Annotated in this window: 14 protein-coding genes; 5 read left to right on the plus strand and 9 right to left on the minus strand. The window is 32.4% G+C overall.

From position 1 onward, the window contains the following. Positions 1–731 precede the first annotated feature (731 nt). From EJ01_RS06975 to EJ01_RS06985, 3 genes are all read left to right on the plus strand, one after another. Positions 732–1094, plus strand: coding sequence for a hypothetical protein (locus EJ01_RS06975; RefSeq protein ID WP_052375928.1), 363 nt, complete (start codon positions 732–734; stop codon positions 1092–1094). A 533-nt stretch (positions 1095–1627) separates the two neighbouring features. Further along, entirely contained in the window at positions 1628–2365 is a 738-nt protein-coding gene (locus tag EJ01_RS16455) for a hypothetical protein (protein WP_052375930.1), read from the plus strand. A gap of 249 nt (positions 2366–2614) precedes the next feature. Further along, the gene (locus EJ01_RS06985) at positions 2615–3094 is read left to right on the plus strand and encodes a thermonuclease family protein (protein ID WP_052375950.1); all 480 of its coding nucleotides are present in this window, start codon (positions 2615–2617) and stop codon (positions 3092–3094) included. 84 nt (positions 3095–3178) lie between these two features. Here EJ01_RS06985 and EJ01_RS06990 read toward each other — a convergent pair whose 3' ends face one another. Beyond that, on the minus strand, positions 3179–4135 hold the full coding sequence (locus tag EJ01_RS06990) for a TIGR03557 family F420-dependent LLM class oxidoreductase (RefSeq protein WP_048081137.1): 957 nt from the start codon (positions 4133–4135) through the stop codon (positions 3179–3181). Positions 4136–4175: 40 nt separating this feature from the next. After that, positions 4176–4487 (minus strand): Hsp20/alpha crystallin family protein, encoded by a 312-nt coding sequence (locus EJ01_RS06995; protein ID WP_052375932.1) that lies wholly within the window; start codon positions 4485–4487, stop codon positions 4176–4178. Positions 4488–5038: 551 nt separating this feature from the next. Between EJ01_RS06995 and EJ01_RS07000 the strand changes: the two genes are divergently transcribed. After that, positions 5039–5293, plus strand: a complete 255-nt coding sequence (locus EJ01_RS07000; RefSeq protein ID WP_048081136.1) for an SANT/Myb-like DNA-binding domain-containing protein — start codon at positions 5039–5041, stop codon at positions 5291–5293. A gap of 83 nt (positions 5294–5376) precedes the next feature. Here the strand turns inward: EJ01_RS07000 and EJ01_RS07005 are convergent, their stop codons facing one another. Further along, positions 5377–5841, minus strand: a complete 465-nt coding sequence (locus EJ01_RS07005; RefSeq protein WP_048081135.1) for a hypothetical protein — start codon at positions 5839–5841, stop codon at positions 5377–5379. A 299-nt stretch (positions 5842–6140) separates the two neighbouring features. Between EJ01_RS07005 and EJ01_RS07010 the strand changes: the two genes are divergently transcribed. Beyond that, complete coding sequence (locus tag EJ01_RS07010; protein WP_052375935.1) at positions 6141–6470, plus strand: cupredoxin domain-containing protein; 330 nt, start codon at positions 6141–6143, stop codon at positions 6468–6470. Positions 6471–6553: 83 nt separating this feature from the next. On the opposite strand, the gene EJ01_RS07015 is transcribed toward EJ01_RS07010, so the two are convergent. The 6 genes from EJ01_RS07015 to EJ01_RS07035 all read right to left on the minus strand — a co-directional run bounded on the left by EJ01_RS07015 (position 6554) and on the right by EJ01_RS07035 (position 15302). Continuing rightward, positions 6554–7927, minus strand: a complete 1374-nt coding sequence (locus EJ01_RS07015; RefSeq protein WP_084689170.1) for a DASS family sodium-coupled anion symporter — start codon at positions 7925–7927, stop codon at positions 6554–6556. Positions 7928–7965: 38 nt separating this feature from the next. Next, positions 7966–8088 carry a hypothetical protein gene (locus EJ01_RS17965; RefSeq protein ID WP_269221180.1) on the minus strand — a complete coding sequence of 41 codons (123 nt, stop codon included), beginning with the start codon at positions 8086–8088 and terminating at the stop codon, positions 7966–7968. A 710-nt stretch (positions 8089–8798) separates the two neighbouring features. Continuing rightward, on the minus strand, positions 8799–11249 hold the full coding sequence (locus EJ01_RS07020) for an AAA family ATPase (protein ID WP_048081133.1): 2451 nt from the start codon (positions 11247–11249) through the stop codon (positions 8799–8801). After that, complete coding sequence (locus EJ01_RS07025) at positions 11249–12535, minus strand: metallophosphoesterase family protein (RefSeq protein ID WP_048081132.1); 1287 nt, start codon at positions 12533–12535, stop codon at positions 11249–11251. Before EJ01_RS07025 ends, EJ01_RS07020 begins: the two co-directional genes overlap by 1 nt. A 5-nt stretch (positions 12536–12540) precedes the next feature. Continuing rightward, a complete protein-coding gene (locus tag EJ01_RS07030; RefSeq protein ID WP_048081131.1) occupies positions 12541–14181 on the minus strand; it encodes an ATP-binding protein in 1641 nt (546 codons plus the stop codon). Positions 14182–14195: 14 nt separating this feature from the next. Then, positions 14196–15302: a DNA double-strand break repair nuclease NurA gene (locus tag EJ01_RS07035; protein ID WP_048081130.1), complete on the minus strand. Its 1107-nt coding sequence runs from the start codon at positions 15300–15302 to the stop codon at positions 14196–14198. Between the last annotated feature and the right edge of the window lie 307 nt (positions 15303–15609).

Raw genomic sequence — 15609 nt, forward strand, 5'->3', positions numbered from 1 at the left:
TAAAATGAACTCTATATCTGCATTTAGTTACTATTAATTAACTTGTAATTTAATAGTATACCAAAATTTAATTTTCAGTTAGTGCTCTCACTTTATTTTTACTTTTTATCCCTAAATATTTAATTTAAATATTGTATTACAATTTAATGATTTAATATGATTTCAATCACATAAATTGGGATTTTTTAGGACTTAATTAAAAATTGTTATCATAGTTTATACCTGCATATACTGGATTTATATTGGTTCTTTTTTGAAATTATGTATTATATATGGATAATATATAAACAGGCCATATCGGTCATGCGATAAGCTGATTTAAAGGTGAGTGCATATTTTATAAAAACATTCCTCCTTGTTAATTTTTAGAAATAAAGTTTTAAATGAGCTGTTTTACTCAAAACAGCAATCGAAAAATTCCGCACTAGGAGAGTAATTATAAAAGCTTTTAATATTGCTTTAAATCTAAAAAAGAGATATGAGGAGGTCTTTTTTTTGATTTTAGACCAAAAGATTTATATATGATCTTGATTTATTATTAGCTTTGTACTAAAAGACGTCCTAAATAACTAATTTAACACATAGGACACGGAGGCGGTACAATTACGTGGAAATTTAAGAGTGCGTTACTATTTGCGGTAGTAGCAGCAGTCATCTTTTTACCTTCAGTTGAAGGGCTACAAATTCAAAATACGCTAAATGAGAATCAAAAAATAGATTTAAATCAAAATGTGAATGTTCTAAAAGTAAATGCAGCTTCTAAAACAACTAAAAGCAGTGTAGCTGCATATAATGTAGTAGTAACTTCAAAATATGTCATGGCTACTGGTAAATGTACCTGTAGTTTATATACCGATTATAAGTACCACACCCGGGTCTTTAAAAATTATGACCCATCATCGCATAAATGGGGAGTTTTGGCCTATGAAGTAGGTTCTGGAAAGAACAACCCCGAAGGTATGTGGTACAGTACAGTAACTGACATGGACTTTTGTTTGGTTCATGGAAAATCCCATGATAACAGGGGAAAATATTTAATCCCTTATAATGGGACAATTAATGGTAAAAAAGTAGTTAATGGATATTTTGTATAAATATTTAATAACTGCTATTTAGAAAAACTGGATTAACGCAAATCCAGATTTTTTATTTTTAAATGATCTATATGATCTAAAAATTTGCTTAATTAAGTTTTAACTGACTATTTTTAAAAGCATATGTCTAAATACATTTATCTTCTTAATTTATACTCCTTATTCACCGTATTATCCATTGAATTCCGCAGATTAATTTGGATATAGTTTTAAATGATAATGTCTTTTAATTAATACATTGTTCCCTAATTTACTCATTAATATTACTCTGCTATTTTAGGAATAGTTTAAAAATTAATTGAAGTAAGTTGATTGGAAATGACTTTCGTAAATAAATTCTAATAGGGCTTTAAATGCTAAAATAGATTTTAATGGCTTCTTTTTTGTCGAATTAAATAAAAAAATTTATATGTTATATAAAATTGATTATTATACAAGTGCGTAATGTCCTATGTAGGTGTATTAATAATTTAGGACTAGGAGGCGATATAATTAAGCGACAATCATTGCTCGCAGTTCTATTAGTGGCAATTATGCTAGCGTTCATTCTTCCTTCAGTAGGTGCACAATATAATTCGAATGAAGGCGCCAAAATTAGTTTAAATGATGATAACAGCGTTTTAAAAGTGAATGCAGCGTCCACTACAAAAGCTAAAATATGGTACAAATATTATTACAAAAAATGGTATAAGCACTGGTATAAATCGTGGCATAAACAGTGGTATAAACACTGGTACAAAAGCAACGGAACATGGAAGTACACATGGAAATATACTTGGAAGTACACATGGAAATATTCGTTGAAATATACATGGAAATGGTGTTGGAAATATAAATCTGTAGCTACCGTATCTAAATGCGGCGTAGGAGCGTATAACGTGGTTGTAACCAGTAAATACGTTTATGCAACTGGAAGATGCAGCTGCTGCCTGTATAAAGATTATAATTATCATACACGTGTTTTCTACAATTATAATCCTGCAACACATCGCTGGGGAGTTTTATATTTTGAACAAGGACCTGTAGGATTGACATCTCCTGAAGGGCTGTGGGTCGCTGGCGATACAGATATGGACTTTTGTTTGGTCCATGGAAAATCCCATGACCACCGTGGAGTTTATTTAGTTCCTTACAATGGTGTCATTAACGGCAGAAAAGTTGTAAATGGATATTTCACTAATATAATTGTTAAAACGACTACAACAACTAACACTACAAAAACAACAAACAGTACAACTAATACTACAACCAGTAAACCATTATGTACATAAAGGGCAGTTTCGGATATAATTTAAAATGGATTATGTGAATACATCTATTTTTTTATTTTTTATTGATCTATTAAATATGGATAACTGGAAAATGTACAGCTTATTTTAAATTTATATGTTGAATTTTACAAATCATTGAACTAGTTTTTCGGTGAAAGAACTTTTAAAATAATTAACAAAATTATTTGGAGGTTCTTAAACACAATATGTTTGGAACCCCGAAAAATAAAAAATTTTTCGGATGCTGAAATGAAATCAAAAATAGTTGTAATCGGATTTATTGCACTCGTAGTTACTATCTCGGGATGCATTGAAAATAGTGGGCTATCAAATGACAGTAATTCAAATTTGGAAGATAATATATCTAATCATAATTTGAAGATATCAAATAATTCTTCATATGATGCAAATGGCCTCTGTTACCATGTTGTAGATGGGGACACAATAGATGTTGATACTGTTGGGAGAATAAGACTTGTAGGCATAAATACACCTGAAAAGAAACAGCCAGGATATCTGGAAGCTAAAAATTTTGTAAAAAAAGCATGTCTTGGAAAAGAAGTTTATTTGGATATAGATAATGCAAAGCATTACGATAAATATGGTAGGGTTCTTGCTGTAGTTTATGTAAATGGTGTTAATATAAATAATGCACTTTTAAAAGGGGGATATGCAAATATAATGTATATACGGCCATCAGAATTTAATCCTTACTCGTGGACAACTTAAATCATGAAATGGGCTATTAAAAAAATAAGTAAATTTAATTAATTTTGGTTGATTCAATGATTAAATACGGGAATATGAGTGAAATTATTTAAATGAAGGTAACACTTCATCTTTGTAAAATTCGATAAATTCATGCTGTTTTGGGCCGATTTGATGCATGCATATATGGTCGTAACCAGCGTCAGCATATCTTTTTATTTCATTTATATGATCCTCTGGATCATTACTGCAGACTATTTTTTCAGCAACTGATTTTTCATCAGCCTTTTTAGCTAATCTTTCAAAATGTGTTGTTGTTGGAAGGTCAACGTTTATTTGAACATCATTTAATTTAATAGGCCAATATTTAATGGCATTTTTTCGAGCTTCATCTTTGCTTTCATCCCAGCACACTGTAGCTTCACTATAGCAGGGTTTATTTTCGCCCCCTGTATTTTTGAAAATTGTTGCTACATCTCCATTGGCATGCTGTGCAATTAATCCATCTCCCATTTGCCCTGCAACTGTAGCAGCCATTTCTCCTTCAGCAGCTATAAATATCTCAGGAAGTTCTTCTGGTAATGTATAAATTCTTGCATTTTCAATGGTGTAAAAATAACCTTCAAAATCTTCCATCTCCCCCTGCCAGAGTAATTGAATTATATGTATAGCTTCTACAAGCATTTCAATTCTAACTGGTGTTGAGGGCCACCTGTCGCCGAGGATATGTTCATTTAAATTTTCACCAGAGCCTACTCCTAATTTAAATCTGCCTGGAAGCATGCAAGCTGCTGTTGCTGCAGCCTGGGCTATAATTGCAGGATGTATCCTGAATGTGGGGCATGTTACTCCAGTTACAATGGGCAGCCTTTCAGTTACCTGAGATATACCCCCAATTGTACTCCAAACAAATGGGCTTTGACCTGTTTGCGAAATCCATGGATGATAATGATCAGAAATCATGCCAAAGTCGAACCCTGCATCTTCTGCTTGTTTAGCAAAACATACAAGATCGAGGGGGCCAAATTCTTCACTGGAAAGTTTATATCCAATTTTTACCATTATTTAACTCTCCTAAAAAATAGAAAGGATTAATTTATATTTACATTACATCTATTTCCCTGCTTGGTTTTTCCTTTTCTTCAGTTAAAGGCATTCTAATGGTTAATAATCCGTTTTCATATTGTGCACTGCCTTTATCTGGATCAAAATCGTGAGCAAGTACCCAGCATCCGTTATATTCTGTATTTCTTCTTGGGGCTCTAACACAAAATGTATTTTCAGTCACGTTGATGTTTATATCTTCTTTTTTCACGCCTGGAAGCTCTACTTCCATTATATATTCATCTTCAGTGTGATATACAAATGTTGCAGGGGAAACAGGTATTTTTTCAGTATTTCCTTCTTCAGCCATAAGATCACCACATAATACTTTTATTAAAATTAGTATTTAAATATTTTTATATGGGTTATTATGGATGTAAATACCGAATTAGTTGCTATCTTAAAATATTTGGTATATTAAAGGTTTAATTAGCCTTAAATTATAAAAGGAATGATTATTATAAAGTTAGTATTGGAGATAGTACATGTATTTTCAGGGGCAATGTAAAAAAATAGTTAGATATGAAGATTTATTTGTTACTCATGATGATGTAAGGTTATTTTTCACTGGATTTAATTAAAGGTTATAAAGCATAAATGTTGATTTGGATGTTTGTATTAAAATTAGGGGTTTTCATGGTGATTTAATTTAATCGGGTTTAGTGAGATCAATTTAAATGCAATAAATATAATAGACATCATTATGTGCTATATATATGTGCATTGAAAAAATAGACCTATTTAAATAAACAAAGCTTATATTGAATATTTAAATAAAATTAGGAGAATTCAAGAGAATACTTAGTATTTAGAACTAGGAGATCTGTATAATCTCAATGCTTTTAGAAGAGTTGATTATAAATGAGTGAGGATCAGGATAGTCGTTTAGGTTGTAAATGGACGCTTGAGGAAGATACTAAAATGTGTAAACTGCGGGAGCAAGGTTATAGCTTTAAGGAAATTGGGAAAATTTTAAAAAGAAGTGAAAAATCATGTGCAACTCGTTATAGTAACCGGGGTTATACATTGAATCCACTAAAGCTGCTTGTGAATGTGGCGGTATTTTTATCACTGATAAGTGGTTTGATTACAGAACCTACAACTCTATTTCAATAGAAGATACGATTGGAAATGGGTCATATTGAATCTATTTTTTCTTGATAATTATAATAAAAAATAATTAAAACAGTAATTAAAGTTTACGTATTTATGTTATAATATTCTCCGTCTTTCTTTTGGATTTTTTTGATTAAACCTTTATTTTCAAGGGATACGATAATCTGGTACATTTGGAGGTTACTCAATTTTAAGTCACCATAAAGGAGATTTCCCTCTAAAAAATGCCTTGAAACAAATCCTTCACTGGCTAAATTGGTGATAAGTTCAAATGTCTTTTTCTCTGTCTGGTTAAGATCTTCCCTTAAAACTTCTGCTCTTGATTCTACAGCATTGATCTGGGCATCAACTGCATTTGCTTTAATGTAATTGTCATTTTTTGATATGAGGCCCTTATCTTCTAAATTTGTTAATATGTCCTTAAATTCAGTTTCTGACATTGAAAGGTCTAACTTTAAAATATTGGAAGGTACACCATCCCTATACTCTGCTTGAAAATATTTAATCTGGTTTAAAACACGATTTTCTTTTTTAGTAATTGTAATCATTTCATCACATCTTTTTTATGTTTAGAAGTATTTCTGCGCATTTTTTGGAGGATATTAGTTTTAAATAAGTAAAATTCACTATAACAATTTTTCTGATTCAACATACTAATAGTTTTCAATGTTTTAAAAGGAATAAAATGTATTAATGATTTTTGATGTGGTCTTAAATAGGCTTTGTATCGAAAAATTGAAGAATATGGTGCTTAATTGGTTAGTGAATTATATTTTTGGAGGGAATTATACTATATTTATTACTATATTTGGTTAAATTATTATATCCCTTTGACTAATAATAAATCATGAACTTGAATTTTATAAGAATTGGAATAATTCTTCTGGTTATTGGAGTGATTTCAATCTCTGGCTGCACGCAGGAGAAGCAGACTAATACCATTATTATTCAAAATTTTACATTCAAACCAAATCCAATGCACGTTAAAGCAGGAGATGTAGTTAGATGGACTAGTCATGATAATGCTCCTCATAAAATAGTAAGTGATACGGGAAACTTTGAAAGCCCAGATTTAAACAATGGAGATACATTCACTTATACTTTTGATAAAAAAGGTGAATTCAATTACCACGATGAGTTAGATTCATCCATAAAAGGCAAAGTTATCGTTGGATGAAGATAGGTTATAAAACTTCTTTTGTATTTTAAAAAAATAATAAAATGTAGAATATAGAAATTCTACGTTTTTAAACAATTTGATCATATTATGTTTAATGGTATGGCCAATACCAGAATATCAATTATAGTCAGGATGATTCCGATTACAATCAGAGGTACTCCTGCTTTAAATATTTCTTTAATGTTGATATACTTGGTTCCGTATGCCATTGCAACTGTTGGGTCGGCCATTGGAAGCATGAAGGATAAACTACATGCTATTGCTACTGGTACTGCGTAAATTCCGATTGGTTGTCCCTGTGCCTGTGCTAAAGTTACTGATAGCGGTATCAAAATCGCAGATAGTGCGATGTTAGACATTACCTGAGTTATTGTAACTGCTATGATCATGAGCACGATCATAATGAGTAGTGTTGATGCGTTACGGCCCACTAAGCCTATAATAACTTGTACTAGCCAGTTTGCTGCTCCTGTGTTTAGTAGTGCTGCTCCTAAGGACAATGCTCCTCCAAAGAATATTATGAGTCCCCAGTCTACACCGTTTTGCGCGTCCTGCCAGTCGATTACTCTAAATGCAAATAGAAGCACTGCACCGATTAATGCAACTGAATAACTGTTAATTCCAGTGTAGTTTGTTGTAACCCATAATAATATGGTGAACAATAATATTCCAAGAGTGAATTTCTCCATTCGGCTCATAGGACCTAATTCTACCATTTTAGCAGTAATAGTCTCCATTCCACCTACAATACCTTTGACTTCTGGTTTGAATACAATGCCCAACCACTTCCAGATTATAAATAGAAGGATTATTGCAAGTGGGAATCCAAAGATCATCCAGTTTACAAAGGGAATATGAGTGTATGCTGCGGCCATCAGGTTGGGTGCGGTTCCTATTTCTGTACCGAATCCACCTGCCAGTGAACCGAAGGATCCTCCGATAACCATGGCTTTGGCAAAATTACTACCACCTTTTTCAGGGTCATTTACACCCATAAAAGGTATAATCTCTTTTATAATTGGAAGCAGCATTGCATATGCTACTACATTCTCAATAAACGCTGAAAGAATTCCAGTTGAGAAAACAACTACAAAAAGACTTCTATCAGGAGTAGTACCTAATTTGTTAAGCAATGTGAACGTGAAACGCTGTGCAAGTCCACTTTTACGTATAGCTTCTGCTATAATGAATCCTCCAATCATCAGGAAGATAATACCGTTGGCAAATCCCACGACGGCACTGTTAAAATCAGTAACACCAATTAATGGCTGAACAAAAAGCAGTAGTAACGATGTAACTGCTAAGTGTAGTGCTTCAGTGACCCACATAATTATGGCGAAGATCAAGAGTGCAAGTGCTGCATGCCCTGCATAACCTAAACCTGGTGTAGGAATAAGCATCATGACTATAAATAATAATATAGCTAATGGAAATCCTAAAACCTTTAAATTTATGTTCGTTTTGTAGCCTCCTAAAACTTATTTTCTATTTCTCAGGCCGTCGAATACATGGTGTTCGGGCCGTCGAATGCTGTCAAAATCAATGAATTTGAGGCACCTAAAATTGGAGATTTTCGAGTGCTCTGCATTCGAGGCCGGGGAAACACAGTTTCCAAAGGCCTTCAAAAATCATAATGATTTTCGAAAGGTTCAAAAAATCTTTTAGATTTTTCTCAACATCCTAAAATTTTTTGGCCCTCGAACAATATGTGTTCGGGGCATGGAAAAATTCATGGAATTTTCCCGGTTGAGGAACATTAAAAAATCTTCGATTTTTTATGTTTGCGGAGCTTTGCTCCGCAACTGCAAAAACTACGTTTTTGCGGCTGAGGAAATTATATTTCCTCCAGCAGAGAAAAATGCAAAGCATTTTTCTCCTGCTATCTTCTTCAAACATCGAAATCGTAGATTTCAAATGTTCAGAAATTTCATCCTAAATTTCCTTCAACCTCTAAATATTTCATATTTGGGTTCAGGAAAAAACTGTTAAAATCTATTAAAAATCGCGGATTTTTGACGAAGCAAAAATTAATTATTTTTTATACTTTGATTTTGACGTTAAACGCCCGTTATGTGCGTTAACTGTGTTTTTCCTTTAACTCTCTTAATTTTAACAGATTATTTACGGAACGTCCTATAATATAAATATATTTCATAATGATTAATAATGTAAATTGGTGGGTTATGTATATATTTGTTAGTGCCATTTGGAGCGGGTTTCTTTATATTATGTAATATTGAAATAATAATACAAAGATATATGGTAAGATCTTTAATATTAAATCTTAAAAAATTAATTTGAATAAAATAAAATTTAAAATAAAAATTATCCGCTTAAAGTAACGCAGGAATTTCCATCGATTTTTTCCACTTTAAATACATTGTCTGCAAAGCTCCCAAGTTCTCTTTCATGAGATACAATGATTACCTGCGGGCAGTCCAGTTCATTTAAAATTTCTCTAACTTTATATAACTGTTCCCTGCTGAACCCATCAGTCGGTTCATCTAATATCAACAAATTGGATTTCATTCCTGTAGAAACTTTCTGAACGATATTATTTAGGGCTAAACGGTAGGCTAATGCCACACTGGTTTTTTCGCCGCCGCTTAAATAATTGATATCCTGTTCAAAGCCGTCCTGTTCTACAATTGGTGTAAATTCTTCGTCAATTTTAGCTGTTTTTGAGATGTCTTCAATCAGGATACTGAACCATTTCTGGAAATCGCCATTAAACTCTTCATACCTTTTCTGCATCACATGTTTTTCTATCAAGCTGAGTGTAGGAATCAAATAGTCGTTGAGCCAGATATGATAATCATTGAACTTGTCTAACTGTTTCTTGAGGTTTTCCTTTTTATTGATTTCATCTTTAACTTTTGATATATCCTCTTGCAGTTTTTCTACAATGGTTTTGGTCTCAACTATTTTTTCTTTCACTGCCTGGAACTCTTCCTCTGTTTTCTGGTAATTGAATTTTACCTCAGCAATCTCATTAGGTATATTTTTTAATTCTTTTAACTTTCCCTGGAAAGTGACTAAATTCTGTCTTAATGAATTAATTTCTGCAGTTAAAACAACAATATTTCCCTCATTTTCTTTTATTTTATCAAAATTCTTTTTAAATTGATATTTAAAGTTCTCTAAATCCTTCTGGCTCTGGTTGTACTCTTTGAGTTTATCAAGCAGGGTTTCAAAATGAGTTATATATTTGTCAGTTTCATCAAATTCAACAGTACTGTCTATTATTAATTTTAAATCATTATCAAATCTATTTAGTTTCATGTAAATAGAATTAATCTTATTTTTTAAATCATCTAAACGTGATACCTTCTCTATTAATAATTTTAAGTCATTTAAATTATTTTCAAGGGTTTTTATTTCTATTTCTTCTGATTCTAACTGTTTTTTCCCTTTTAGCTCTACATGGCTTAATATTTTTGATCTTGAATTCATTTTCTTGATTTTTTCGTCGCTTTCATTCTTCAAATTCTTTTTATGCTCTTCATTTAATACGCTGCCGCAGATAGGGCATAATTCGCCCAAACCATTCACATTGTTCAATTTTTTCAGAGTTTCTGATTTTTCAACATCTAATTTGTATATATCTTCAGAAATTTTCTGCACCTGTTCCTTATCAAGCTTGAAAGCATCGTATTTTTCTTTTATTTTAAGAATTAATGCATCTTTTTCCTTTAAAAGCTCCTCAGAAGTTTTATTTTTATTTTCCCCAAGTTCATTTTCAGTTGACTGTTTACTGTCATTTAAGAGAGCTAGGTTAGATTTTAAACTGTCGTGTTCTTTGATAATTTTTCTAATAGCGGTCAGTTTACTGTTCAGGTCTTCTTCAGTTTCATTTGTGGGTTTTTCAATTTTTTCCAGGGTTTCAATTTGAGGGATAAACTTCAGCTTATTTTCTTCCCCGCAGGTTTTAATTTCATCTTGGTATTTGATGGACAGTTTTTCTTTTTCTTCAATTTGTTTTTTTAGATGAGGGATTTCAACTTGTATCTTTTTAAGCTCTAATTCTGACTCCTGAAGTTTTTCAAGTGTTTCCTTCTGGGTTTTTTGTAAAATATCCAGCTCTTCCCCGCGTGCCTGAGATTTTGTATTTTTAGTTTTATTTGCATCTAAGTTACCCTTTAACACAAATAATTCCTGTTTTTTATCATCTAAGTCTTTTGTTTCAGTCTTCAGTTCAATGAGTTTATCTTTAATTGACCTGGACAGTATATTTGCATTTTCAGCAGCGATTTTGTAATCTTCTATACCAAAAGCTTTTCTTAAAGTTTGGAGCCTTTCATCAGGCTTTTGGGAGAGTATATATTTCATCTCTTCTTGGGGTGTATAAACTGCATATCTGAATATGACACTTTGGGCCCGGGGGTTAAGGGGTTCCTTGAAATTGAGAATTTTTAAAATTTTCTCCTTGATTTCAGATGGAGATAGCTCCAGTTTTGCACCATTAATGCCTAAAATTCCTTTTTCTTGCCTAACTGGTCCGTCGTTTTCTTTTCGTATTAAAGAACGTTGAACTAAATAATTATCTTCACCAATACCAAATTCTAAAGTTACCGATCCTTTTTTTGAACCTTTTCGAAGTAGAGAATCACCTTTCTGATTTCCAAGACCAAAAAGAGCAAATTCGATAGCCATCAATAGTGTGGACTTTCCAGAACCTATATCTCCCTCAAAGAGCGATGTTCCAATTGGAAACGCTATAGATTCATTATTTTTATAGCTCCTTATGTTGTTTAATGAAAGCGTCTTAAAAATCATTATTGCCTCTCTAAATCCAGTATTTCTAATGATTCGCTCAGAATCCTGTTTTTATAATCTGATTTCTTTTCATTAGGTTTAGGGCTTTTTCGCAGTGCTTTTAATAAATTAACAGCAAGTTTGGCCCCTTCTTTTGTATTAAGTTCTTCTTGACCCACTTCTATGTTGCGTATATTTTCTAAAAGTAAATTTTCCTCTATTTCCTCAGTGGTTTCTCCTTTAACACGGATTTTTGTAAATTCCTTTGAAACAAGCCCGTGATGGTTAATACTTACGTGTAATGCTCCTGCTTCCTTAAGAATTCTCCTTATTTCATGGAAATTGATATCGGATGTTTTGCCTCCAGCTAATTCTCCCTTTACTTTTAGGATAATTATTTTTTCATTAACATCGTGCTGTCTTATTTTTTCTAAAATTTCATCGTAGAGCTGGTTTGAGTTTTTATCATCTGCCTTAAATGATAAAAAATCATATTTGGCTAGATCTAATTCGTAAAAATTTTTATCTTCACAGAAATTAACGCTTTTAATCTTTTCATCAAATTCAACAATGAAAAATCCTCTTTTTTCACCCTTTGCGCTTATTTCTAAATCTCGAGGATAACCAGCAAAAGGAGGCCCAGGATAAGTAATGACATTGTAACCTTCTAATTGGGTTTCGCATATTTTCTGGTGTATGTGCCCCCCAGCATAGTAATCAAAATCCTTGGGCAGCCTTTTAATGTCAATTCCATCCATTTTAGATAAAAAATCAGGAAGTAAATTTTTAATGGATGTATGAAAGACGAAAATTTTAAAGCCGTCTTCATCTTCTAGGCTCTTTTTATCCAGCATATTGTAATAGGCATCATCTAATCCCATTTTTCGCCCTGATATTCCTGTTAATTTAGCCCCTGTTTTTTTATCCGTGATGAACTTCAATTTTAGTTTTTCTTCTCCAAGTTCATTTTCAACAACGTAACCGTTGAATAACTTTTTTAGTAAGCCGCTTTCAGTAATTACATCGATGATTGAAGTTTCATTGGGGCTGAAATCATGGCTGCCGTAATTAATATAAACTGGAATTCCTTTGTCTGCCACTTCCTTTAATTTTCCAACGGCCTGTTTGACAACACTCATGTCTGGGAGATTCGAATGAAATAAATCCCCTGCGATGATAATAAAATCAACTTTTTCTTTTATACATGTATCTAAACATGTATTGAAAGCTTTAATTTCTAATTCTTTTAATTCAGAATATTTTTGAGCTCCTAAATGGCAGTCTGCAACGTGAGCAAATTTGTACATCTTTATCAACCTATGACCATAGTTTTAAGGTCTTTTGTTTTGTCTTGAGGTATTTCATCTAAATATTCTTTAACATATTTTTTAAATTCAGGAGTATAAATAGGAATGGCAAATCTGGTAAAAACGCTACTGACGATAGCTTCACCTTTATCCAGGCTGGCAATAATTCTTTCATCGTCTGATAAATCCTGGGATGCACTGTTAATTATTGCTGATCTCTCCGGTGACATTTCATTTCCTAAAATAATTTTGGTATTCATGTTGGCTAAAATCGCTCTAGGAATAACACTGGATAATTGAGTAATTGCAATCAAACCTATTTTGAACTTTCTGCCTTCTCTAGCAATTGTGCCGTAAATATTTCCACCGTGACTTTCTATTGCATCCTGGCCCAAAACTCGCGGTGCTTCCTCGATTACAATACTGATAACGGGTTTATTATTTAATTCTTTAGAATTGTATCTTTTGTATTTATTAAATATATTGCTGGTTATGATACTACCTATGAACAGTTCTTCAAAGTCACTTAATTTTGAGCTGTCGATAATAACAACTTTTTCATCTTCTAATGCCCCAACAATATCTTCTACCGTTGATAATCCATAGTCGCCGCCGACAAACAAATTACTATTGAATATGCATTTTTTACCCATTGCAGGATTATCCTCATCAATATCAACAGAATATACACCTAATTTTGTTTCAATTTTTCTTTTTAAAACTTCAGCAGTCCCTTCATGAACTCCCATTTCCTTCAGGACATCTCTATCTATTCCTTTAGCAATTTTAGTTATCCAATTTGACTTATATTTGTTATAGATTGTTCTTATGGCTTCAGTTTGGGCTGATGAAAATCCTCCAATACCGCTGAAATGATATGGCCGTATTTTTTTTACATTTATAGCTAATGTGACTGCATCATCATTGTCTTTATCTGGAGAATAGTACTCAAGTTTTTCATCTTTTTTAGGGTGGTACCGCAGGCCAATTTTAATACTGTCTCCATAATATTCATCATGAGGATCTAAAACAAGAATGCCTGCTCCTTCAGTATCTAAAATACTCCAGAGCATTACTTTAACTAAATTACTCTTCCCTCTACCTGTTGTAGCCGGGATTAAAATGTGATGTGTCAATGATTTAATCAAGTCAATATAAACTTTAATTCCTTCTTCTACAGTTGAGCCACTTCTAATATCGCCTAAATAAATTGAATTTTCGATATTTTTTGGCTCCAGGAATTTTAAATCGGATTCTTCAATGGATTTAATGGGACTGAAAAAATTAGGCAGTCTTTTTGGACTTTTGGTGATATATTCTCTTTCACCGCCTGTTATCTTTTCCTGAACATAGAGTAATGACTTAGCTCGTCCTAAATTATAATTGGTCAACTCGGGTTCCATAAACTCAAGATCAGGGTCGTAGCCTTCTAATTTCATACCTGAAAGCAGTTCATGGGTGGATTGATGGGCCTGGCTTTTATATTCAATATCTTTAACTTGAAGGATAGTATAATTTCTTTCGTCTGATTGGGAGGCATTTTCAACAATTAAAAGTTCACCAAGTTCTAAATTTTCGCCATTTTTTTCTCTTATGATAATATCTTTTAGTCCGCCGCCTATAATTTGGCCTCTTTCATTAGTCATTACATCTACCTCAGTTACTGCCCATCTAATTTTTCATGTGTATTTACAATTTTGATCAGTGGATTAACCTGTTTCCAGGTCCCCATTCTTGAAAGTTCAGAGTACAATTTTGCTTTATAACCTTCCATTTCTTCATTCTTAACTCTAGCCCATAAATCTGCATCAATAAGCCCGTATGGATATCCTGGTACTTTAATATCTTTAGAATTATCTGCAATGCATGAAACTAGTTCACATATTTCCTTATCACTCATAGTTTCAGCTTGTTCTTTGAATATTTCAAACCTAAATGCAGTGTGGGCATGTTTATTTAATTTTACGACCATAATTACAGCTTTATGCTCACGGTTAGTATCTTTGCTCCATGCAACGGGGTAATAACACCATTTATCATATTTAATTTCCGTGTCATCTGCTAGCCTTTGAATAGAATCAATAAGTGAAACTCGGGTATCAGTAGCTAACCTGCATGTTTTAGATAAACCTGTGATAATTACATCATTGTCCATTGCTTTTCTAAAAACATCTTCTTCATATTTATATTCTCTTTGATGGCCAGTTTGAAGAGACCCATCTCTTACAATAATATCTCCGGGTTCTAGTTCTGACTCTATAACATGTCCTGTAATTTTCCATTCGGCAAATCTTCGGGCCATGGATGCCATTCTATCCATCCCAACTTGTGTTCCGGCTTCCACATTTTCTTTACGGGCATTTGCTTGGAGATCTCTTTCATCAGGTAAATATGGGCTGAATTTATCTTTTACTGGTCTTATTTTTGTTTCAAAATTAATATCGTCGCCTTTTAACTGGGAAGAGGTGTAAGAAAGAAATTCTATTCTTTGGGGAATTCCTGATTTAATTGGAACTCTTTTATTATTTTTAAATATACTAAAGTAAACACGGTTTAGTTGTACTGATGATACAGGAGATGGCAGCAATTCTTGATTACCTCCGTCAACGAATGCAATTTTCCTGTCTTTTGTAGCAAAATTAATTTCATGAAAATATTTCTTATTTAGGGGACATGACTTATACTCAGAATTAAAATGAGGATTTCCTAATTCCCTTTCCGATAAATCTGCACTCAAAATTTCAGCAATTTCTTTTATACTCTTCATTGTGAAGTCACTCTTTTACGTCTAATCAATTGTTCTGTAATGTTGTTTTTACTACTTATATTTTACCTTGTTTTAGCAAATAAGTACACAAATTACAGGGAAGTAGAAAATACTGATTATAATAAATCTGTATAAATAAGCTTTAATAACCAATAATTTAATAATTTGCGAGTTTTAATCTCTCATATTTTATTTAAAAATATTTTAGATAAATCTATGAGTAACTATTCTTTTATTAAGCCTTTAATTAAAAAATGAAACTAATTAATGTTATTTAACTTTTATAAAATAAAATAGGAGGTTTATT

It is taken from the genome of Methanobacterium veterum (assembly GCF_000745485.1).
Classification (GTDB): domain Archaea; phylum Methanobacteriota; class Methanobacteria; order Methanobacteriales; family Methanobacteriaceae; genus Methanobacterium_D; species Methanobacterium_D veterum.